Genomic DNA, 21496 nt, shown 5'->3' with positions numbered 1-21496 from the left:
CACTTTAAAATTATTTCCGAGCTTATGCGCCTATTTTGCGGCACCGCGCACCTTATCAAAAAGCTAAAATAAATTTCTTCTGGCGCGCAAATTTGATCCAGCGCCGCTGCTACCTCAGCCTCCAAGCCGCCGCTAACACCCTCGCTAGAGCCCGGCGCAAGAGCTACGATCATAAGTTTTACGTCCGCGGGAGCTTTAAAATTTTTGATAGTTTTAAAATTTTTAAAATTTTGCTCGCTAGAGCTCGTGCGCGTTTTAGCAAGCTCGCAGAGATTGCACTCGGCGGTAGCGGATTTTAGCGCGTCCAGCGCCTTGAAAAATCGCGCGCCGCCGCTTAAAATTTCGGCACTTACGTAGCGGTATCCGAACGCTTTGTAATAAAGCAGTCTGCGTAGTTGCGAGCTTTGCACGGCGTGCCTACGATCTGTTTAAATTTCGCGCGACGAATCCGCGATCAAACTGCGCCAAATCTTTGTAAAATTCCGCCCTAAAGCCCTGCTCGCGCAAAAACGTCGATAGGCTCTGCTTTTGATCGTAGCCCATCTCACAGGCTAGAAATTTTGCGCGCCGTGCAGCGATCAGCACGATATGTTTTAAAATTTCATCCCCTCTCTCGCCGCCAAACAGCGCCTGTTTCGGCTCTTGCAGCACGCGCGCGTCCAATGCGTAGGAGTTTGCGATGTAGGGCGGATTTGAGACGATGAGATCAAACTCACCCGCGATCTCATCCGCGTAGGCACAGTGCACAAACTCGACGTCCGCGCCTAAGCTTACGGCGTTTGCACGCGCCACCTCAAGCGCATCCGCGCTGATATCGCTAGCCGTGATGCGGCAAGCGGGCATGAGCTTTTTTAAGCAGATGGCGATTATGCCGCTGCCCGTGCCAATCTCGCAAATGCGCGGCTCGCCCAAGCTCTGCGCCAAAGTAAGAGCTTTTTTCACTAAAATTTCGGTCTCGCAGCGCGGTATCAGCACCCGCTCGTCGACGTAAAATTTAAAGCCCATAAACTCGCAGCTTTGCGTGATGTATTCAAGCGGACGGCCGTCTTTGAACTCGGCTATCTTCGCGCGAAAATCCGCTTCATGCGCGAGCTCTTCCGAGCATCTTAGCACGAGCTGCTCGCCGCTAAGTCGCTCACAGAATTTTAAAATTTCGCGCGCGACGTATTTTGAGCCGCACTGCCCCAAGCCCCATCTTAGCGCCTCAGCGATCCTCATCAAGCTCTCTTATGCGCTCATACAGGCTCGGGTGCGAATGATACACCGCGGCGTAAATTTTATGAGCGAGCGGAAACGCCTTGTTTTCGCTGCCCAGTTTCTTTAGCGCGCCGATCATGCTCTTTTTATCCTGCATGCTCGCACCATGCCGGTCCGCGCCAAATTCGTGCATGCGGCTAAGCTTGGAGATCACCGGCTCAAAAAACGCATGCAAAATCGGCGCAAACAAAATCATAAAAACCAGCGTCGCGCCGCCGCCCGCGTTAAGCCCCAGCGCGCCGAATACGCCCCCGGGGAGGTTTCCGAATACCGCAAACGTCGCGCCCAAAAGCACGAAGCTAAGCGCTAAATTTTTCAAAACATCGCCGTGTTTGAAATGCCCGAGCTCATGCCCTAAAACGGCTAAAATTTCATCCTCGCTCAGCTTCTCTATGAGCGTGTCGAAAAGCACGACCTTTTTCGTCGCGCCGAAGCCGCCGAAGTAGGCGTTTAGGCGCTTATCGCGCTTGCTCGCGTCGATCGTAAAAACGCCGCTACTTTTAAAGCCGCAGCGCTGCAAAAGCCCCTCTATGCGCTCTTTTAGCTCGCCGTGCTCTAGCGGCTGCATCTTATTAAACAGCGGCGCGATAACGGTCGGATAGATCAGATTTATCAGCAAAACTACGCCGAAGCTTAGCAGAAAGCCCCAGACCCACCAGTGCGCACCCAAGCTATTTACGCAAAAAACGAGCGCAGAGGCTACCGCAAAGCCAAAAACCAGCGTGAGTACGAGCGATTTTAGCGAGTCTTTTACGAAAACGGCGGGCGTTATCGTGGAAAAGCCTAAGCGCCTGTCTTTGACGAAGGTTTTGTAAATCTCAAGCGGAAGCGATATCGCGCCGCCGATGATCAAAAACGCCGTTACGAAGCAGCTCTGCGCAAAAATCCCGTCGCCAGCTAGATCGTATATCGCGCGCTGTAACGCGCCTGCGAGCGCAAGTATCCAAATAAGCGCCACCACAAAAGAAAAGCAGTGCGAAAATATATTAAATTTTAAATTTACCGCGCCGACTTCGCCCGCCTTGCGATAATCCTCCTCGCTAAGCACCACCGCAGGCTCTTTTAGCTTGGCGCGGATGAAGCTTAACTCAAGCAGATCGAGCAAAATTTTATAAATCGTGTAAAGCGCGTATAAAAAGATCAAAAACCAAACCATCGCGCCTACTTTAAGCTCTCGGCGAGCGAGAGTACTTCGTAATATTCATTTTCCATACTGTTTAATGTTCCTCTTTTTTCTTCAAGTTCTTCAAAAAGCCCCTGCATACCGAGCTTTTGATAAATTTCAGGCGTCGAGAGCGCGTGATTTAGCTCCTTTATGCGTGCCTCGATAGCCTCGATCTTAGCGGGGTACTCTTCTAAAATTTTATTCTGTTTGTAGCTAAGCTTTGCGGCGCTCGTTTTTTCCTTTTTATTTTCGCGACCACTCTCCTCTGCGCTCGCGCTCGCGCCAGCGTCGGCCTCGATCTGATCAATCTCCGCCATCTCGTCTTCAAACTCCAAATATTGCGAATAGGGCATTTGAATTTGATCGATCGTGCCATTTTTTTCAAAAACCCAAAGCTTATTCGTGATCTTATCAATGAAATAGCGATCGTGGCTTACAATGATTACCGCGCCTTCGAAGCTTAGCAGATAATCCTCCAAAATATTGATCGTTGCGATATCAAGATCGTTCGTCGGCTCGTCCAAAATCAAGCAATCGTACTGCTCGGTAAAAAGCTTCGCAAGCGCCAGGCGGTTCTTTTCGCCGCCGCTAAGCACGCCCACGGGCTTATCCAAAAACTCCTTCGGAAACAAGAAATTTTTCAAATACCCATAGACGTGCATGTAGCTGCCGCGGACGCTTATGTGATCGCCGCCGTTGGGGCAAAAAATTTCGATTATGCTTTTATCGTCCGTGATGCCGCTGCGGGTCTGATCGAAGTAGCCGATCCTGATCTCGCCGCGTTCGATCTCGCCCGCATCGATCTTGCTGCGGCCGAGTAGAATTTTAAGCAAAGTGCTTTTGCCCGCGCCGTTAGCGCCTACGATACCGATGCGCTCACCCTGCAAAACTCGCGCCGAAAAGCCCTTGAAAAGCACCTTGCCGTTTAAAATTTTACCGATATTCGTGCATTCAAAAAGCATCTTTTTGCGATTGTCGCCGCCCGTGCCGTTAAAGCTCCTGCTCGCGCGCTCCAGCTCTAGCCGCACGCGACGGATCGCGCCCGGGTTTTTCTTCGCATCCTGCCTCATCTGCATGATACGCGCCTTGCGCCCTTCGTTGCGTTTAAGGCGTGCCTTTACGCCGCGGTGCAGCCACTCCTCCTCGGCGCGCAGCTGTTTAAGCAGCGTCTCGTGGGACTTTTCGAGCGAAGCAAGCATCTCCTGCTTGCGTCTCAGATAGTTCTCGTATCCGCCGTCGAAATTTGAAATTTTACCCTCTTCGAGCTCGATACTGCGCGTCGCCAAGCGGTCGATGAAGTAACGATCGTGGCTGATAAAAACGATCGTCTGCTTCGAGCTAAGCAGCATGTCCTCTAGAAATTTCACCATATAGACGTCAAGGTGGTTCGTGGGCTCATCCAGCAGCAGCACGTCGGGCTTTTTAAGCACCAGCGCGCCCAGCGCCACGCGACGAATTTCGCCGCCGCTAAGCGTGCAGACAGAGCGGTTTTCGTAAATTTTAAGTCCGAAATTTTGCAGCACCTGCTCGATCTTATTGTCGATCTGCCAGCCGTCCTTGGCCTCGATAAATTTAATCAGTTCGTCTTGGCGCGCTAAAAGCTCCTTGTTTTCGGGATGTGCGGCGATTTCGCTCGAGATCGCGTCGTATTCGCTAAGGGCGGCGTAAATTTCAGCTAGCTCCCTTCGCAGCGCGTCTTTGACCGAGAGGTTTTCGTCAAATTTCGGCGTTTGAGCGAGCATCTGGATATTTAGCCCGTTTTGAGTGATCACACGCCCCTCGTCGATCTCGCACAGACCCGCAATTATCTTCATCAGCGTGGATTTACCGCCGCCGTTTTTGCCGATCACGGCAACGCGCTCGTTAGCGTCCAGTGCGAAATTTACGCCGTCTAAAACGACGTGAGAGCCGAATTTTTTCGTAACATCGATAAGCTCGATCAAAGCCAATTTTAAGTTCCTCTAGTGTTAAATTCGGTGATTTTACACAAAATTCTATTAAATTTTAATAACTTTTAAAGGTTTAGCGATGCAAAGTTTTGAATCCAGCGGCCTGCGCGTAGAAATTTTCGCTCCGCACGCGCCGTCTTTTGGGACAGCTACGCACGCACAGCCTATCAAATCCACGCCGGATACTCTGCCCGACACCTCTGCATCCGCTCAGATTGTCTCGTTCGAGCTTGGTACGCCTCCCATATTCGCGCAGGATGATCCACCCGCCGTTTCGTTCGGTCTGTCCGCACAAGCTACTTCACCTGAGCCTCCCGCGTCTGCAGCACCGAATACACCGCTCATTACGTCCATTGCACCCGTTTCGCGCTCCTCTCTCGCCGTGCCTAAGACACAAGCCATTCAACCCGCTGCGCCGTCCGTGCTAGATACTGCACCCGAATTTACGGCGACTACCGACTCGATTTCGCCCGAGTCATCGATGCCGAATATAGTGCCCGCCGCGTCCGCACAAACCTCCTCTCCCCGCTTGGGTGCCGTGCCGATCATCTACCTGCACGCCTTGGACTTTGGCGCTACCGGCACGGGCGAAATTTACGAGTTCGTCTCGCGACAAAGCGGTGCGGATTTCGTGCTTGCGGCGATCTATCTAAATGAGGCGCAGTGGGGCGATAAGCTTAGCCCGTGGGAGGCAAAATCGCCGTTTAAGGGGGTGCGCGATTTCGCAGGCGGCGGCGCGGCGCACTTAGAAAAATTTACGGACGAGTTGATCCCGCGTATCGAGCGGCACGTATTCGGCGCGGGCAAACCTGCGTGGCGAGCGTGCGCGGGATACTCGCTGGCATGGTTTTTTTAGCGCGTATGCGGCGTTTGCGAGCGATAAATTTCAAAAGATCGCCTGCGTCTCGGCATCGTTTTGGTTTAGCGGCTTTGACGCCTTCGTTGCCGCGCACTCGCCGCAAAGGGGGCTGGCGCACGTCTACGCATCCTTGGGCGAGGCCGAAATGAACCCGAAAAATCCGCGCGGGGCACTCTGTGGCGAGACTGCGCGAAATTTTATCGCAAAATGCCACAGTGCGGGCGCAAGAGCGGAGTTTGAGCAAAATCCGGGCGGGCATATGCAAGATGAGATCGCAAGAATTTCAAAGGCGCTTTTAAGCCTCGTAAATTCTTAAAATTCGGGGGAAATTTAAAATTTCACGGCGCGACAGAACAAGAGCGGCGATAGATTGAAATAGACGAGCCGAAAAGCGGCATGAAGCGCAAATTTAAAGCTAGCCGCCGTTAGAATTTCTCGCGCAACGATTTCTCGCGCGATGCAATGAAATTTAAAACAAACTCGCATTAAAATTTTATAGCGCAAGCGGTGCGACAAGAATGGTACAGCGCAATTCGGCGTGAATGACACAGCGCATCGTCGGTGTTTTAACGGCTTTGATAAGTGTAAATCGGTTTTGAGCGTAAATCATACGGCAGCTCGTCGCTGCGACACAGGCGGCACAGCGTAATGCAAATTTCAGGCGAGATGTCGCTAAATTTTTGTAGGTTGCGCTAGCGGTTTAAAATTTAAAGCAAGCCGTCGTTATAAAATTTAAAGCAAATCATGTCGCGGCTAGGATTTAGCGCACCTGCAAGCTAAATTTAAACAGCAACTCGCCGCCACGTATGATCTCGTCGTTTCATTTAGTGTAACTGCGAACTAAATTGTACCGCTGAAATTTCAAGATTTACACTGCGCCAAAGAGTGCTTTGACGCTACGATACGTGCCGCTCGGTTTAAATTTTAAAATTTAGCTGAGCGGCTGTCAAGCGGCAGGCGCGACAAAACAGGCGCTGCAAAGTATTCTTAACAACCCTAAAATATTCGCAATAACAGCAAAAATTCTTGCAAAATCTCTGCAGCAACGGTAAAAATTCCTACAAAAATTCCCGCTAAAATTTCATACAAAACCGCTGTAAAATTTACCTGCGTTTGATGCCGTAGCCGTCCTTATCCACGCATATAAAGCTCGTAGTAGCGCCTCCGTCGCGCGCCATCACCACGCCGTCTGCGGCAAATCTATCGTCGCAGCCGATCTCGTAGTCTTTTTTCACCGCCTCGCTCGCAGGACCCTCGAAAATCTCGTAAAATTCCGACACAAACCCGTCTTTGTAATAAATAGCGGTTTTGCCCTCGCCTTCCCAGATACTTACACCCTGGGCATTTGCGCTTTTTGTTTTGGCTTTGAGTTCATTAAAAGTCCCAAAATCCCAGCTTAGGATTTTTAAAACAGCGCGCTCGTTCATATTTTCGTCTATACTATAAAAACTCGCACTTTGGTTTTTGTCTTTATTCACGGCTATCATGCTTGAGACCTCGTCGCCGCTAAAACGGGCGTCAAAAGAAACTCCTTTGGGCTTTATCTCGCGCGCAAAATCGCGCAGGGATAAAATTTGAGCGCGATTTTGCTCGTAATTTTGCGCTAAATCCGGCTCCGAAAAGAATAGTTTGTAGATTAAAAACCCCGCAGCTAGCACAAGCGCAGTGCCTACGAGAAGCTTAAATAACCTAAAAATTTCCGAGAAAAAATATTTTATAAAATTCACGCCCGCCTCCTAAATTTCATCGAATTTTACCGTCTACGCAAAGGGCAAAATTTTTTTGTAGTTGCTCCACAGCTCGCTATCCTCGCCGAAATACACGAGCAGTCCGCGCGCGTTGCGATCGAAAGGGTTGGGCTCTTTATGCAGCGCGATACGCTGCGACAGGCGCAGATCATAGGTGTTGTATATCGCAGAATACGGCACCGGAAAGTCCGAAGCGTAAAGCAGGCGCGAGTGCACGTCCGTTTGGCTCGCTAGATGCGGCAGAGCCTTGGCGCGCACCGGCGTCATTAGCGCGGAAACGTCGGCGTAGAGGTTCTTGTGCGTGCGTAGAAGAGCCAGAAGAGCGAAATAATCGTGTCCGAAATTTCGCGGGCGGCGCGAAAGCGCACGAAAAATATGCGAATACTCGTAGTTAATCGCCATGTGCGCACACACCGTCGTGACGCCCAACTCAAGCGGCGCATAGATCATCTCCAGCGCCTCGCAGCGGCGAGTGCTGGGCACCGAGCTTTCGTTGCCAACATGGATCACCAGCGGCAAGCCGAGCTTGGCGAGCTTTTCAAAATACGGCACGTAGCGAGGCAGCCTCGTATCCAGATCCCAATAATTTTGTAAAAATTTCGCCCCCTTAAATCCGAGCTCAAAGCAGCGATCGATCTCATCTAGCGCGTCCGCTCGCTTCGGATTGATGCTAAAAAACGGCACGATGAGATCCGGATTTTTTTGATAAATTTCAAACACGCTGTCGTTGTCCGCGCAGACGGTCTTATCGCGATGGATTAGCTCGCCCGTGTCGCTAAATTTAGCATCCACGCCGAAAAGCACCGCCTTTTTAACGTATTTCGAAGCTCTAAGCCCGCCTAGCAGAGCGTCCACATAGGCTTCATAGGGCTCTTTGATCGCGCGCGATACGTCTATGCCGAAGCGCCTGCCGAAAAGGCGCAGCGCGAGCCTGTCGTAAGGGCGATCGAAGCGCACCTCCTTGCTTAGCAGATGGACGTGAAAATCAAGCGTTTGCATCGGGGATCCTTGGGAAAATTTTGCCGAGTTTATATCAAATTGCGGTAAATGGTTAGAATTTTAAATTTGGGTTTAAATTTACGCACCGCGCCCTACCGCGCATAGAATTTAGCGCGGACGTAGTCCGCCCCTTATAAAGCGTCGTCGGGGGTTAGGTGGGGGTTTGGGGGCGGAAAGGGGAGCGACCTCGCAATTTAAGCCTCCTTTCCGCCCCCAAGATATTTCATCTATACGTAAACGCAATAGTACGTTCAACAAAATCAGGATTTACACAACTAGAGTTTTAAACAAAAATTTTAAAATGTAAAATTGCAAAATTCTACTAATTGAAATTTATAACTTTACAGCCAAATTAATAGAATTATGCAGCGAAAGTTTAGCACTCCATGTTATCGAACTTGCCGTACGAATATTTTTTTGTGGATGGAATATTTTAAGGAAAAATAGGCAAAGGGTAAAGTATCTAAAAGAGCGATTACGCACAAAATAGCCGATGTTGATACAAAAGCAAAACTAAAAGAATTTTCGGCTACAATTTCCCCCAAATAAAGGCAAAATATGAAAGAAATCTCGCTACTAAGGCTCTCACTCGCAATCTACATCGATATGTTTTTGCGCCTCGTGACCACGTTTATCAACACCTACATGATCTCGCGCGTGGACGTCTCGATAGTAGGCGCGCTGGGGGCGGGCAACGAGATATTTTTGCTCTTCATCACCGTTTTCGGCTTCCTCGCCGTGGGCTGCTCGGTACTCGTAGCGCAGGCGCTCGGGGCGAAAAACAAAGTCCTAGCCATGCGCGCGATCCATACGAGCATCGCATTTAACGCGCTAGTGGGGCTTTGTAGCGGCGTTTTCGTCTTTAGCTGCGCGCCGTTTTTACTCCGCGCGCTACAGGTGCCCGCCGAGCTTTTGAGCGAAAGCGCGATCTATCTTAAGGTCATCAGCATCGTCTTTGCGATAGACGCCGTCGCGATCGTGCTTAGCGCCATCGTGCGCGTTTACGGATACGCAAATTTCATCATCGCGGTCTCCGTGGTTATGAATTTAGTAACGCTCGCGGGCAACTACGTCGTGCTCTTTCGGCCGTTCGGACTGCCGTACTACGGGCTTGAAGGCATCGGCGTGAGCACCATCGCGGGGCGCATGATCGGCGTATGTTTATTCTTCCTCATCATCACGAAAGTGCTAAAGATAAAATTTTACCTCACGATGTTTTTAAAGATCAAGCTCGCCACGCTGCGTAAAATTCTATCCGTAGGGCTTCCGAGTGCTGGCGAAAACATGCTGTGGATCGTGCAGTATCTAGTCGCCTTCGCCTTCGTCGCGAGCATGGGCGAGGCGAGCCTTACCGTGCAGACGATCTATTTTCAAATTTCATCATTCATCTTCTTCGGCGGAAGCGCGATCAGTATGGCAAACGAAGTGATCGTAGGCCGCCTCGTAGGCGCCGCCAAGCCGCAGGAGGCGTACCGACACACTTTTACCGCACTGCGCTTTGGCCTTGGGGCGACGGCGCTTTTCGTCGCGATCGTGTTTTTAGCGCGCGAGCAGATCATGGAGCTACTGAGCCTCAGCGAGGCACACAAGCAGGTCATGCGGCCGCTTTTTTACCTCACGCTGGGGCTTGAGTTCGGACGGACGCTTAATATCGTGTTCGTAAACGCCCTACGCGCAAGCGGCGACGCGAGGTTTCCCTTTGCGATGGGCGTGATCTTTATGTGGGGCGTCTCGATCCCCGTGGGCTGGCTTTTGGGCATTCATCTGGGATATGGAATTTTGGGCGTTTGGATCGGGTTTTTCTGCGACGAGTGGCTGCGCGGCAGCGCCAATACGGCACGATGGATAAGCAAAAAATGGCAGAGCAAAAAGTTAGTCTAAATTTGCTAGATTTGCCGATCAGTCTGCATTTTAAGCGGATGAAATACGCGCGCATCCGCATTAGCAAGGACTGCGAAATCAGCGTGAGCGTGCCTCGCTCCTACACCGCGGCGCAAGCGAAAGACTTCATCCTAAAGCACGAAAGCTGGATCCGCCAAACGCTGGCGCGACTGCAAAGCAAACTTTTAGCGAGCGATCAGGTTAGAATTTTAAGCAAAATTTACAAACTAAAATTTAGCCGCGAGGTCAAGCTCAGTACAAATTGCGGCGCGGATGAAGTTTTATATAATGACAGCGCGCGGAGCCGCGTAGATGACAATGCGAGTAGTGGCTCGGGCGGCATGGGTGACGGCGCAGGCGGCGGTGCAGGAAGCGAAATTTTAAAATTTCACTCAAGCGAACACACCTCGCAAAGTGGCACGGCAAGCGAGGGTTTGAAATTTGACCTACCTGGCGATGCAGCGCAAGGGCTCGTGCAACAGAGCGAAATGCGACAAAGCGGCGGGTTTATAGATACAGCCGCGCAAAATGTTTTCGAGCAATCCTGCGGCGAAAATTTAAAATTTCATTCAGACGGGTGCGTTTCGCAAAGTAGCAATGTGGGCAAATTTAACTCCGCTTCAAGCGGTGAAATTTTAAAATTTGATCCTGTCGCGGGTGAGGGAATTTCAAATTTTAAACCCGCCGTAAGCGAAGAAATTTTAAATTTTAGCTTTGTCGTAGGCAAAGAAATTTCGGTCGCTAGCGAAAAAATTTCAAAATCCGCGAGCGAAAACGCGCCGCAAAATGTAGCACAAGGCGCGCAAGCGGCGGAGCGCGACGAGTCCGATTTTACGATCAAAAATTTTATCCAAAGCTCTAAATTTAAAGATAAAATTTTTATCTCACGAGACGTGATCTTTTGCGAGAGCGAGGGTGAGTTTACGGCGTTTAAAAAGGCCTTTGCGCTTGAGCTTTACCTACGCTATATCGAGAAATTTTCCCCGCGAATAGGTCGCAAAATCGCGCGCGTACGGGTGCGCAAAATGCAGACGCGCTGGGGCAGCTGTAACCACGCTAAGGGCTATCTCAACTTCTCGCTAAGCCTGATAGAGCGGGATCCGCGCTTCGTCGAATACGTCGTGTTGCACGAGCTCGCGCACCTCATCCACGCAAATCACGGAGCGGATTTTTACGCGCTCATTGCGCAGATTATGCCCGATTTTAGGGCGCGTATCAAGCTAGGCAAGGGGTAAAGACCGCCTCAAAGAACTTTTGCAATAGCAATATTTTGCCTATTTTTATATCCCTGCTTTTGCACTATCGTCATAATGAACTTCTTTTAATTTAAAAATCTCTATTATTCTTTCGATCTCATTTTTTGTATTAACGATGTATTGATGTCAAAGATAAGTCCCTCTATCCATAATTTCTTGAAGCCAAAATTTATTATAAGCGGAGCATTTTCTTTAAAAAATAGTCCAGACGAAAATTGCAAATATATTAATTTTAATTCATCATATTTGAATGTCTTCGTAAAATAATTAGATATTACAAATCCATTTTCATAAAATATAATTTTTCGAAACGTCTGCTCTGTAAATAGCATTATGAGCATTAAAAATATAATAAATGAGATAGAAATACCAATAATATCGCCCCTATACCAACCGGTATATACTAGTAACAATAATACCGCATACGATAAATACGGTCTTAAGTGCCCAAAAATTTTACTTCTTTCTACTCGGTAAATTTCTTTGCCTAGCCATTCAGGATTTTTCATGGGGTGCCTTTAAATTTGATCTGTTATTTTACTTCCGCAAATCTTAAAATGAAATTTTTTAGCTCAAGCGAATTTTAATTACCCTCATATGCGCCTATCTATACCTAGATAAAATTTTTTACGCCTTAAATCGGCGGAATTTCGCAAATTTTCGCGGGCGCAAACGCTAATCTAAAGCCGCAAATTCCACGTATTTCTCCATGGCAACCAGCAGAAGCCAGCGCGCGGTAGGGCTGAAAAAATAGTGGTGTTCGGGGACCTGCTCCATTATAAATTTTAAAAAATCGTGAAAGTACTCGGGCGCAAATTTAACCTCGGCGCTCGTTAGACTATCGCCCAGATAGCAGATTTCGCCGCTCAAAATCCTCGCTTTTACCGCGGGGTTTGCGTCTATGAAGTTCCCGGCACCGGCAAAGCTCAGGCAGTCCGCAGTCGCATAATCTTTCAATCCCCGCAAGACGGGCTTGGAGCCGACGAAGGTAAAATTTTCTTCTATAAATTTCACTCCACCCTCGCTTACTTGCCAGCGATCGCCCAAGCTCGATAAAAACGCAAACATCTCATCATCTGCGGATCTGAAATTTGCAGGCTCATTTTTGCGATCCATTTTCGTCCTTTTTAAATTTGTAGTCGCTTTTGCGTCGCGCGAGCCGCTCCGAGCCGTCGTTTAACGCCGCAGTAGCACTCAAAGAATGTATGATGGCACAGATAAAATTCTACTCGCAAGCATTACGCATAAAATCGCCGCGCAGTGTTTGCGACGATCAGGCAGAGGGCGCTTAGCAAACGACCACTAAACGATAATCGTCTCACCGAACGACGACGAGCGACTAAACAAGCAGCAGAAGGTAGCAGCGGCTAAATTTAAAATTCCGAAGCCCGCCAAACTAGAGTTTAAACAATCGCCGCGCAAAACAGATCAAGACAAATCAAAGCAGCTTACTTGAAAAAATTCTTGATTTTATCAAGTATCCCCTCGTCGTCTCCGCCCTTGCTGCCGAAGCTTTCTTGAAGCTCGCGCAAAAGCGCCTCCTGCTTCTCACTGAGTTTTTTAGGCGTCTGGACGTTTACCTGCACGATCAGATCGCCGTTTTTCTTAGTTCGGATATTTGGCGCGCCCTCGCCGTAGATCGTGAAGCGCTGCTTGTCCTTCGTGCCTACTTTGAGCTTCAGCTCCGACTTGCCGCGCGGCGTCGGCACCTCGATGCTCTCGCCCAAGATCGCCTGCGTAAAAAACACCGGCACCTCGATATACAGGTCGTCTCCGTCGCGCAGGAAGTGGCTGTCCTCCTTCACGCGCACTATCACGTACAGATCACCGATTTCGCCGGTTTTAGAGACGTTGCCCTTGCCGCTTAGGCGCACGCGCTGTCCGTCGTCTATGCCTGCGGGAATGTCAAATTTAAGGCTCACGTCCTCTTCTGTAAAGCCCTTGCCGCCGCAATCCTTGCATCTGTCTTTTACGATCTCGCCCGTGCCGCCGCATTCGGAGCAGCTTTGGATGAAGCTCATATATCCGCGCCTGACCGCGACGCGCCCCGTGCCGCCGCAAGCAGAGCAAGTATGTCTTTTTTTATCCTTCGAGCCGGTAGCGTCGCAGGTGGAGCACGGCTTTTTGATCTTGTATTTTATCTCCTTGTGAACGCCCTCTAAAGCCTCTTTAAATTCCAGCGTTACGGCCAGCTCGGTATCTATGCCGTATGGATCGCTAGGGCGTGAGCGACCGCCTCCGCCGAATGCTTGCTCAAAAAAATCGCCGAAAATCGAGCTAAAATCAAATCCGCCGCCACTCGCACCGCTATATGCGCCGCTGATGCCTTCTTTACCGTAGCGATCATACATCCTGCGCTTTTGATCGTCGCTTAAAATTTGATACGCTTCGTTGATCTTTTTAAATTTCTCCTCCGACTCCTTGTCGCCTTGGTTGCGGTCGGGGTGGAATTCCAAAGCGAGCTTTCGAAACGCCTTTTTTATCGTCTCGGCGTCGGCATCGCGCGCCACGCCTAAAATTTCATAATAATCTTCTTCCACGAAATTCTCCTTGAACTATACAAAAGGGGCAATTTTATCTAAATTTAATAAAACGCAAGTTAAGACTTAACTATTTTTATGTATAATGTAATATTTAAAATTTCAAATCAACGATGCAAAGGATAAAAAATGATAAATGTATTGATGATAGAAGACGACAGCGAGTTCGCACAGCTTCTAACCGAATATCTGGCTAAATTTAACATCCAAGTTACAAACTTCGAAGACCCGTATCTGGGCATTAGCGCAGGGATCAAAAACTACGATCTACTGATTTTGGATCTTACGCTTCCCGGGATGGACGGACTTGAAGTCTGCAAAGAGATCCGCGAAAAATACGACATCCCGATAATCATCAGCTCGGCTAGAAGCGACGTGAGCGATCGCGTCGTGGGGCTTCAGATCGGCGCGGACGATTATCTACCCAAGCCTTATGATCCAAAAGAGATGCACGCACGTATCATGAGCCTCATCCGCCGCTATAAAAAAGCTAGCGAGAAGGAAGAAACCGCCACGGATAGCGTATTTCGTATCGACGACAAGCGCCATGAAATTTACTTCGGCGAGGAGTCGCTCGTGCTAACGCCTGCGGAATATGAAATTTTAGAATACCTCATCAAGCAGCACAGCTTCTCCGTCTCTCGCGAGCAGCTCGTATATCACTGCAAAAGCTTAAAAGACAAGGATTCAAAGAGCTTAGACGTCATCATCGGGCGTCTGCGCACCAAAATAGGCGACAGTTCCAAGGCGCCTAAGCATATCTTTTCGGTTCGCGGTATCGGCTACAAGCTCATCGGATGAAGCACTCCTTAATCACTAAAATTTCGGTTTTTTTTGTAATCGCGATCATCTTAGTCTGCGTGCTTTTTATCACGTTCGCACGGATGCAGATGAATAGAGCCCTAGGTAGCATGCAGGCTAATCAAATAAACGCGGTCAATAATCTACTTGAGCTATACAAGCGTAATGCACCTCCCAGCGATATTGAGCGCTACTTCTCCAGCTATGGCTTGGAGCTTGTAAAAGACAAAAATATCATCCAAAACATCATCACGAGCGGTAAAATTTTTTTCGTTCAAGACACCTCTATTGGCGAGTTTAGCTCGGTCGAGTATAATAATTCGCTGTTTTTAAATATAAAAAACAACTCTTTCGTCGTGGTTTTCGAAAGCCTTGGCACGAAGAATTTAAACGATCCGCTTTGGGTCGGGTTTTTGCTTACGATGGCGGTTTTGATCTCACTTTATCTATCGATAGTGCGAAGCTTCACGCCACTAAAAAAACTAAGCAAAAATATCAAAAAATTCGCCCAGGGCAACTTGGACGTAAATTTAGCCGCCACGCATAGCGAGGATGAGATCGGGCAAGTCGCGCAGGAATTTAACAACGCGATTGCTAAAATTCAAGAGCTCATTCGCTCGCGCCAGCTATTTTTACGCACCATCATGCATGAGCTTAAAACCCCGATCGGCAAGGGCAGGCTCATCACCGAAATGCTAGATGACGAAACGCAAAAAGAGCGGCTCGTAAATGTCTTCGAGCGACTTGAAATTTTAATCAACGAGTTTGCCAAAATCGAGCAACTGCTCTCAAAAAGCTACTCGCTCAACTATCAGGATTATCATTTCAGCCTCATTTTAGAGCAAGTAAAAGATATGTCGATGCTCGATAACTGGGACGAGCTCATCAGCACGGATATCGAGTGCGATGCGGTGATAAACGTGGATTTCGGGCTATTTGCGCTAGCGATTAAAAATTTAATCGATAACGCCCTAAAATACTCCAGCGATAAAAAAGTCCGCATCATCTGCGATGAAAACAAAGTAAGCGTCGCCAACCGCGGCGCAGCGCTTGCGAAGTCATTCGAGCACTATAAGCAAGCCTTTATTAGAAATAAAGACGAGAAAGCCACCGGCATGGGGCTGGGACTCTACATCATCGATAAAATTTGCGAGCTGCATAAATTCCGCTTCGAGTACAATTACAGCGACGGCACACACTACTTCTCGATCGTCTTTTCGCCGAAGGGCGCCATATGAGCGGCACAGACAGGTTCGAAGAGCTCGTTGCAAGCTTTGAAAAGCTTCCCGGCGTGGGCAAAAAATCCGCCCTGCGCTTTGCGTACTACGTAAGCGTGCAAAACTCCTTTCTGGGGCTAAATTTAGCGCACAATATCGAGGAGGCGGTGCGTGGACTGCACAGATGCCGCATCTGCGGTGCGGTATGCGAGGGCGAGATCTGCGAATACTGCGCCGACGACGAGCGCGAAAGCGATAAAATTTGCATCGTCGAAAACCCAAAAGATATCTTTATTTTAGAGAGCAATAAAATTTACAACGGCCGCTACTTCGTGCTAGACGCCGCCGACGAAGATAAAATCGCGGCGCTGCGCGACATGGTGGAGCAAAACGGCGCAAGCGAGCTGATATTTGCGCTGACGCCCGGCATCAACTCCGACGGGATCATGCTCTACGTCGAGGACAAGCTCGCGGATCTAGGTTTGAAATTTACCAAGCTCGCTCAGGGCGTGCCTACGGGCGTGAGCTTAGACAATGTCGATATGCTCTCGCTAATAAAGGCGATCAACGGGCGCACCGATATTTAAAATTTTGACGAAATTTTAAATTTAGCGGCTAAATTTATGGGCTAAATTTAAAGCATAAAGCGGCAAATAGGCTTTGCGCAGAGCCTAAGCGGTGAAATTTCAGACGTTAAATTTAAATAATGGACGCGCGATGAACGCGATGAAATTTATTAAAATTTACGCGGCTTCGGTGCACAATACGATGCGGCAGGTACGGCGGCAAACAGCTTCTCGCTCGCTGCGAGCTTTAACGGCGAGTTTGAGCCGTAAAATTTTAAGCGCTCCGTTTCAAAGCGGATTTGAGCGCGGAATTTCGGACGCTAAATTTTAAAAGGCGAAATTCAAAACGGCAAATTTCGAGCGCTCAAATTTTAAAAGCGCTTTCGAAAGTAGCGAGACGAGGTTGCACGACGCTGCGAGCTCGTAAAATTTAAAGGCGCTTTTCAAGGCGCGCAAAACGGTTTAAATTTTTAAATTTCGCCGGCGCAAGCGGGATTTAAAAATTTAAACGCAATTTTCTATTATATTATTTAAGGACAAAGGTGAAAAAGGTTCATTTTATCGGCATCGGCGGCATAGGCATCTCCGCGCTAGCGAGATTTTTACACGAGAAAAATTTTATCATCTCAGGCTCTGATATCAAAGAGAGTGAGACGACCTACAAGCTAAGAGCGGACGGCATGGAGATCATCACGCCGCACGACGCTTCGGCGATCAAAGATCAGGAGATCGTCATCTACTCCGCTGCGATCAAAGAGGACAATGTCGAGCTACAAGCCGCACGCAAAAAGGGGATCGTCTGCCTCTCGCGCAAGGAGGCCCTGCCCTTCGTGCTAAAAGACAAGCGCGTCTTCGCAGTTGCCGGCGCGCACGGCAAAAGCACCACGAGCGCAATAACCTCGGCGCTGATAGACGGCTCGGTTATCATCGGCGCAATCTCCAAGCAGTTCGGCTCGAATATGAAGTACGAAAACAGCGAAAACATCATCTTCGAAGCCGATGAGAGCGATTCGAGCTTTTTAAATTCCAACCCCTACGTCGCGGTCGTGACCAACGCCGAGCCCGAGCATATGGATCATTACGACAACGATTTGGATAAATTTCACGCGGCGTATCGCGGCTTTTTGGAGCGCGCCAAGATCCGCGTGATAAACGCCGAGGATGAGTTTTTAAGCTCCATCAAGCTCGGCTGTATCAAGCTATTTCCTTCGCGCGACATAACGGATCTGAAGGTGCTGCTACGCGATCATCAGCCGTTTATGAGCTTTAATCTAAAAGAGCTCGGACGCTTCGAGGTTTACGGGCTCGGAAGACACATCGCGATCGATGCGTCGCTAGCGATCCTAGCCGCTGCGTGCGAGACAGGGCTAGAGCAGATCCGTAAAAATTTGCTAAATTACAAAGGGATCAAAAAGCGCTTCGACATCCTGTGCGCCACTCCTAGCTTCGTGCTCATCGACGACTATGGCCACCACCCCACCGAGATCAGAGCGACACTGCAAAGCGCGCGCGAATACGCTAGCCTGCTAGGGCTTAGCAAGATCACGGCGATCTTTCAGCCGCACCGCTTCAGTAGGCTTAAGGCGAATTTAAACGCCTTTAAAGAGTGCTTTGCGGGCGTAGAAGAGCTCGTGGTGCTACCCGTTTACGCCGCGGGCGAGCCAAGTAACGGCATCGATCTGAAAGAGGAATTTAAGGGGCTCGGAGCGCTATTTACCGAGCGGGTCTTTAGAAACGGCGAGAGGATAGAATTTAGCGATATTTTCGGCGTCCGCCACATCATAAACGACGGGCTCGTGATCGGATTTGGCGCAGGCGACATCACCTATCAGCTGCGCGGAGAATTTTAAGCTTGAAAACTCTCGCCGAATTTATTAGACAAACTCCGCTACGGGCGGACAAGGATAAAATTTGAGATTTTTGGTGTTTATTTTCGCATTTTTATTTATCGCGGCGATCTTTTTCGTGCGGGACGAAATTTTAAGCAAAAGGGCTAAAATCATCGCCACGGCGCTGATCGTGCTGCTGTGCGCGGGGGCGTATTTTTACGAAAGCGCGAGCGAGCGCTCCGCCAAGCTTGAGGAGGAGATGGTGTTTAAATTTAACGCAGGCGCCAGATTAAGATGCGGCGGCGCGATAAATTTCGCTTCTGAAACACGCGACGCGGCAAATTCCTCTCCCGAAAAACACGGCGTGGATGCGAAAAATTTGGGCGCGCAAGAGGACGAAGTAAATTTAAACGCGCAGGACAAGGCCGCTTCCGCCGCTCAAAGTTCAACCGCGCAAACGAACGAGCATACTTCCGCTGCACAAATAAACGGCGCCGTCTCGGACGGACAAAATTCCGCACAAAGCCCTACTTTGCAGAATTCCGCAGAGCCTGGACAAAATTTTAAATCTCAAAATTCTACTCAAAATTTAGACGTAGCTTCGCAAAATTTTACGCAGCAGAACGATACGCAGAACCGCATGCAGCAAAATTCCGCGAGCCAAGGAAGTACGCGAAGCTCTGCCTCACAAAATTCCGTGCAACGAGACGATACGCAAACCTCTGATCCGCAAAGCTCCGCGCAGAATTTTAACGCAGCCGAGCAAAATTCCATGCAAGCCTCCGCGCAGATCGTAACGCGAGAAAACTTCACCTACTCCTTTTCACTGGGCGCTTTCATCGCTAAAAAAAGTGCGGGCGCGGAGTTTAAGGGCAAAACCTACAAGATCAAAGAGTGCGTTTATGATCAGTGACGAACTCTTTACGCGCCTCGATCTGAGCGAGTATCTAGCCAAATTTAAAAGCTTTTTGGCGCGCGAAAAGCCGCTGTTTTTAAGCGGCGATAGTAAGCTAAATTTTGAAAAAATTTCAGAGCTTACGAAATTTGATCTCGCGCAGTGCGAGAGCGTCGCGAACCTAGACGACGCTCTGATGCGTATCTCAAAGCACGGCGTGCTTCATATCAGCGAAATTTACGAGTTTAGCAAGATCATCCGATATTTTTTGTATCTCAAAAAGCAGCCTTTTGAGGGCAAACTCGCCGCTTGGCTTGCAAAGATCGAAATTCCAGAGCCCATCGCGCAATTAAAGGATTATTTCGACGATCAGGGCGGCTTTCGCGACGCGATAGACGAGCGCTTCGGCGCGCTGAACGAGGCGTTTAAGATAAAGCGTGACGAGATCGAGCAGACGCTAAAAAGGCTGATTTATTCCAAAGCTCTTTCGCCCTATCTCGCCGACACGCAGATCCACTACATAAGCGACACCGAAGCCCTACTGGTGCGCGGCGGCTTTAATCACGTGCTAAAAGGCAGCGTCGTAGCGCGCTCAAGCGGAGGCTATTTTTACGTGCTGCCCGATGCGATCGCGGCTCTGAAGTCCGCTCAAAGCGCGATTTTGGATAAAAAAGAGCAGATTGTTTTCGAGCACTGCAAGCAGATCAGCGCGATTTTTAATAAAAGCTTAGCCTTTCTGAAATTTATAAACGCCGCCTTTGATCAGATCGATGCGCTGATTGCGCGCGCTGCGATGGCAAGAGCGAGCGATTATGAGTTCATCCTGCCTGAGCCCTCGCGCGACATCGTATTAGACAGCTTCGCCCACCCCGCGCTTAAAAATCCAAAGCGCGTGAGCGTGGAGTTTTGCGGCAAAATTCTACTCATCACCGGCGTGAATGCGGGCGGAAAATCGATGCTTTTAAAAAGCATTCTAAGCGCGGCGCTGCTAGCTAAGTACCTCCTTCCGATGCCTATTCGCGCAAGCGGCAGCCGCATCGGCACCTTTAAGGAGTTCGAGCTCATAATGGAGGATCCGCAAAACTCCAAAAACGACATCTCGACCTTCGCAGGCAGGATGGTTGCCTTTAGCAAGCTGTTCGGGCGCAAAGAAATTCTAATCGGCGTCGATGAGATCGAGCTGGGTACCGATTTTGAGGAGGCTGCGAGCCTATACGGCGCGATGATCGAGCAGCTGATAAGCGGCGATGTAAAAATGATCATCACCACCCATCACAAGCGCCTAGCGATGCTGCTGGCGAAGGATCCGCGCGTGGAGCTGCTGGCGGCGCTTTACGACGAGAAAAACAGCGCGCCGAAGTATGAGTTTTTAAAGGGCACGATCGGCAAATCCTACGCCTTTGAAACCGCGCTACGCTACGGTATAGCGCAAAATTTGATCGCCGCGGCGCGCAAAAACTACGGCGAAAACAAAGAGAACCTGAACGAAGCGATCTCAAAAGCGATAAATTTAGAGCTTGAGCTAAAACAAAAGCTAGCCCAGACGCAGCAAAAAGAGGAGAAGCTGGATGCGCTGAGCGAAGCTCTAAAAGATCGGCGCGAGCGCGCGCAAAGCGAGCTTAAGGCCGAGCTTTCAAGGCTGCAAAACGAATACTACCGCGCAATTTCGGAGGCCAAACGCAGCGTGAGCCTAAGCGACGTGCGCGAAAAGCAGCGCGCCATAAACCGCGCAAACGAGCTTGCACGGGCCGTGCAGCAGCCCGAATTTATCGCGCCGGAGCCGCAAAGCTTCAAGGTGGGCGATCGCGTAAAATACGGCAAGATCAAGGGCGAAATTTTATCGCTCAGCAAAACTCAGGCGCTGATGCTAAGCGATGGTATCAGGCTGCGCGTACCGCTTAGCGAGCTAAAGCGCAGCGGTGCGACGCCCGCGCCCGCAAAAAACATCAGCATCAAGGTGCAAAAGCCCGCCTCCGCGTCGCTCGTGCTCGATCTGCACGGCCTGCGCGCCGAGGAAGCGATCAGCAGGCTTGATAAATTTATCAGCCAAAGCCTCGTGATGGGCTTTGATGAGATCATCGTCAAGCACGGCATCGGCACGGGCAAGCTCGCGTTCGCGGTCAAGGAGTTTTTAAAATCGCACCCCAGCGTCAAGGGCTTTCGCGACGGCACGCCCGCAGAAGGGGGCTTCGGCTCAAAGGTCGTCTCGCTTTAGACTTAGGCTCGAAGACCCTTTCGCTTCAGACGCCAGCGCGAACGATGCGGAATTCGCCCCATTTCATCTATGCCTTCGCCGAGGTTTTGCAAAAGCATGGGTGCTTTTAACGTAGAATTTCGCCGCGGGATTTTAAATTTTACGCCCGCGAAGCTATAAAGCTTTTAAATTTAAACTTAGGATTTTAAAAATTTAAAACGCAAGAGCTCAATTTTAAATTCTAAAATTTTATGCGGCGCAAGCCGCAATAAAAAGAATTTAACGCGAGCCGTAAGGCTCGCCCCTTGAGCGTGCCAGGGGTTGGGGGATTTTAAGGGGG

At 49.5% G+C, this 21496-nt stretch carries 20 protein-coding genes; 11 read left to right on the top strand and 9 right to left on the bottom strand.

The features are described 5' to 3' along the window. From Q0274_RS10260 to abc-f, 4 genes are all read right to left on the bottom strand, one after another. Positions 1 to 410, bottom strand: a 410-nt coding sequence (locus Q0274_RS10260) for a hypothetical protein (RefSeq protein ID WP_298029474.1), incomplete at its 3' end; no start/stop codon positions are given. Between the two features lie 7 nt (positions 411 to 417). Further along, on the bottom strand, positions 418 to 1218 hold the full coding sequence (prmC, locus tag Q0274_RS10255) for a peptide chain release factor N(5)-glutamine methyltransferase (protein WP_298029473.1): 801 nt from the start codon (positions 1216 to 1218) through the stop codon (positions 418 to 420). Beyond that, positions 1205 to 2413 (bottom strand): M48 family metallopeptidase, encoded by a 1209-nt coding sequence (locus Q0274_RS10250; RefSeq protein ID WP_298029471.1) that lies wholly within the window; start codon positions 2411 to 2413, stop codon positions 1205 to 1207. The genes prmC and Q0274_RS10250 overlap by 14 nt, the downstream gene beginning before the upstream one ends. Before the next feature lie 5 nt (positions 2414 to 2418). Continuing rightward, complete coding sequence (gene abc-f / locus Q0274_RS10245) at positions 2419 to 4371, bottom strand: ribosomal protection-like ABC-F family protein (RefSeq protein WP_298029469.1); 1953 nt, start codon at positions 4369 to 4371, stop codon at positions 2419 to 2421. Between the two features lie 79 nt (positions 4372 to 4450). Here abc-f and Q0274_RS10240 point away from each other — a divergent pair, with 79 nt between their 5' ends. Next, entirely contained in the window at positions 4451 to 5227 is a 777-nt protein-coding gene (locus Q0274_RS10240) for a hypothetical protein (protein WP_298029467.1), read from the top strand. 148 nt (positions 5228 to 5375) lie between these two features. Next, entirely contained in the window at positions 5376 to 5546 is a 171-nt protein-coding gene (locus Q0274_RS10235) for a hypothetical protein (protein ID WP_298029465.1), read from the top strand. A gap of 787 nt (positions 5547 to 6333) precedes the next feature. On the opposite strand, the gene Q0274_RS10230 is transcribed toward Q0274_RS10235, so the two are convergent. Together Q0274_RS10230 and Q0274_RS10225 are read right to left on the bottom strand one after the other, a co-directional pair. Then, positions 6334 to 6957: a hypothetical protein gene (locus Q0274_RS10230; RefSeq protein ID WP_298029464.1), complete on the bottom strand. Its 624-nt coding sequence runs from the start codon at positions 6955 to 6957 to the stop codon at positions 6334 to 6336. A 33-nt stretch (positions 6958 to 6990) separates the two neighbouring features. Next, the gene (locus Q0274_RS10225; RefSeq protein WP_298029462.1) at positions 6991 to 7977 is read right to left on the bottom strand and encodes an amidohydrolase family protein; all 987 of its coding nucleotides are present in this window, start codon (positions 7975 to 7977) and stop codon (positions 6991 to 6993) included. A 558-nt stretch (positions 7978 to 8535) separates the two neighbouring features. Between Q0274_RS10225 and Q0274_RS10220 the strand changes: the two genes are divergently transcribed. Both Q0274_RS10220 and Q0274_RS10215 read left to right on the top strand, forming a co-directional pair. Then, a complete protein-coding gene (locus Q0274_RS10220) occupies positions 8536 to 9858 on the top strand; it encodes an MATE family efflux transporter (RefSeq protein ID WP_298029460.1) in 1323 nt (440 codons plus the stop codon). Further along, on the top strand, positions 9834 to 11093 hold the full coding sequence (locus Q0274_RS10215) for a M48 family metallopeptidase (RefSeq protein WP_298029458.1): 1260 nt from the start codon (positions 9834 to 9836) through the stop codon (positions 11091 to 11093). Before Q0274_RS10220 ends, Q0274_RS10215 begins: the two co-directional genes overlap by 25 nt. 104 nt (positions 11094 to 11197) lie before the next feature. Here the strand turns inward: Q0274_RS10215 and Q0274_RS10210 are convergent, their stop codons facing one another. The 3 genes from Q0274_RS10210 to dnaJ all read right to left on the bottom strand — a co-directional run bounded on the left by Q0274_RS10210 (position 11198) and on the right by dnaJ (position 13654). Continuing rightward, complete coding sequence (locus Q0274_RS10210) at positions 11198 to 11623, bottom strand: hypothetical protein (RefSeq protein ID WP_298029456.1); 426 nt, start codon at positions 11621 to 11623, stop codon at positions 11198 to 11200. 166 nt (positions 11624 to 11789) lie between these two features. Continuing rightward, complete coding sequence (locus tag Q0274_RS10205) at positions 11790 to 12230, bottom strand: hypothetical protein (protein ID WP_298029454.1); 441 nt, start codon at positions 12228 to 12230, stop codon at positions 11790 to 11792. A 332-nt stretch (positions 12231 to 12562) separates the two neighbouring features. After that, entirely contained in the window at positions 12563 to 13654 is a 1092-nt protein-coding gene (gene dnaJ / locus Q0274_RS10200) for a molecular chaperone DnaJ (protein WP_298029453.1), read from the bottom strand. A gap of 129 nt (positions 13655 to 13783) precedes the next feature. On the opposite strand from dnaJ, the gene Q0274_RS10195 reads away from it, so the two are divergent. The 7 genes from Q0274_RS10195 (at position 13784) to Q0274_RS10165 (ending at position 21177) form a co-directional block, all read left to right on the top strand. Beyond that, a complete protein-coding gene (locus Q0274_RS10195; RefSeq protein WP_005870149.1) occupies positions 13784 to 14455 on the top strand; it encodes a response regulator transcription factor in 672 nt (223 codons plus the stop codon). Beyond that, positions 14452 to 15693 carry an ArsS family sensor histidine kinase gene (locus Q0274_RS10190; protein WP_295153002.1) on the top strand — a complete coding sequence of 414 codons (1242 nt, stop codon included), beginning with the start codon at positions 14452 to 14454 and terminating at the stop codon, positions 15691 to 15693. Before Q0274_RS10195 ends, Q0274_RS10190 begins: the two co-directional genes overlap by 4 nt. After that, complete coding sequence (gene recR / locus Q0274_RS10185; protein ID WP_298029451.1) at positions 15690 to 16259, top strand: recombination mediator RecR; 570 nt, start codon at positions 15690 to 15692, stop codon at positions 16257 to 16259. Before Q0274_RS10190 ends, recR begins: the two co-directional genes overlap by 4 nt. 130 nt (positions 16260 to 16389) lie before the next feature. Continuing rightward, positions 16390 to 16569 (top strand): hypothetical protein, encoded by a 180-nt coding sequence (locus tag Q0274_RS10180; protein ID WP_298029449.1) that lies wholly within the window; start codon positions 16390 to 16392, stop codon positions 16567 to 16569. Positions 16570 to 16780: 211 nt separating this feature from the next. Continuing rightward, positions 16781 to 18088, top strand: coding sequence for a UDP-N-acetylmuramate--L-alanine ligase (gene murC, locus Q0274_RS10175; protein ID WP_298029448.1), 1308 nt, complete (start codon positions 16781 to 16783; stop codon positions 18086 to 18088). Between the two features lie 61 nt (positions 18089 to 18149). Further along, a complete protein-coding gene (locus Q0274_RS10170; protein ID WP_298029446.1) occupies positions 18150 to 18980 on the top strand; it encodes a hypothetical protein in 831 nt (276 codons plus the stop codon). Further along, the gene (locus tag Q0274_RS10165) at positions 18970 to 21177 is read left to right on the top strand and encodes an endonuclease MutS2 (RefSeq protein WP_298029444.1); all 2208 of its coding nucleotides are present in this window, start codon (positions 18970 to 18972) and stop codon (positions 21175 to 21177) included. The genes Q0274_RS10170 and Q0274_RS10165 overlap by 11 nt, the downstream gene beginning before the upstream one ends. Positions 21178 to 21496 lie beyond the last annotated feature (319 nt).

This window comes from uncultured Campylobacter sp., from assembly GCF_937973075.1.
In the GTDB taxonomy this organism is placed as follows: Bacteria; Campylobacterota; Campylobacteria; order Campylobacterales; family Campylobacteraceae; genus Campylobacter_B.
Note: the sequence above shows the minus strand (reverse complement) of the source record. Positions and strands in the feature narration are given on the sequence as shown.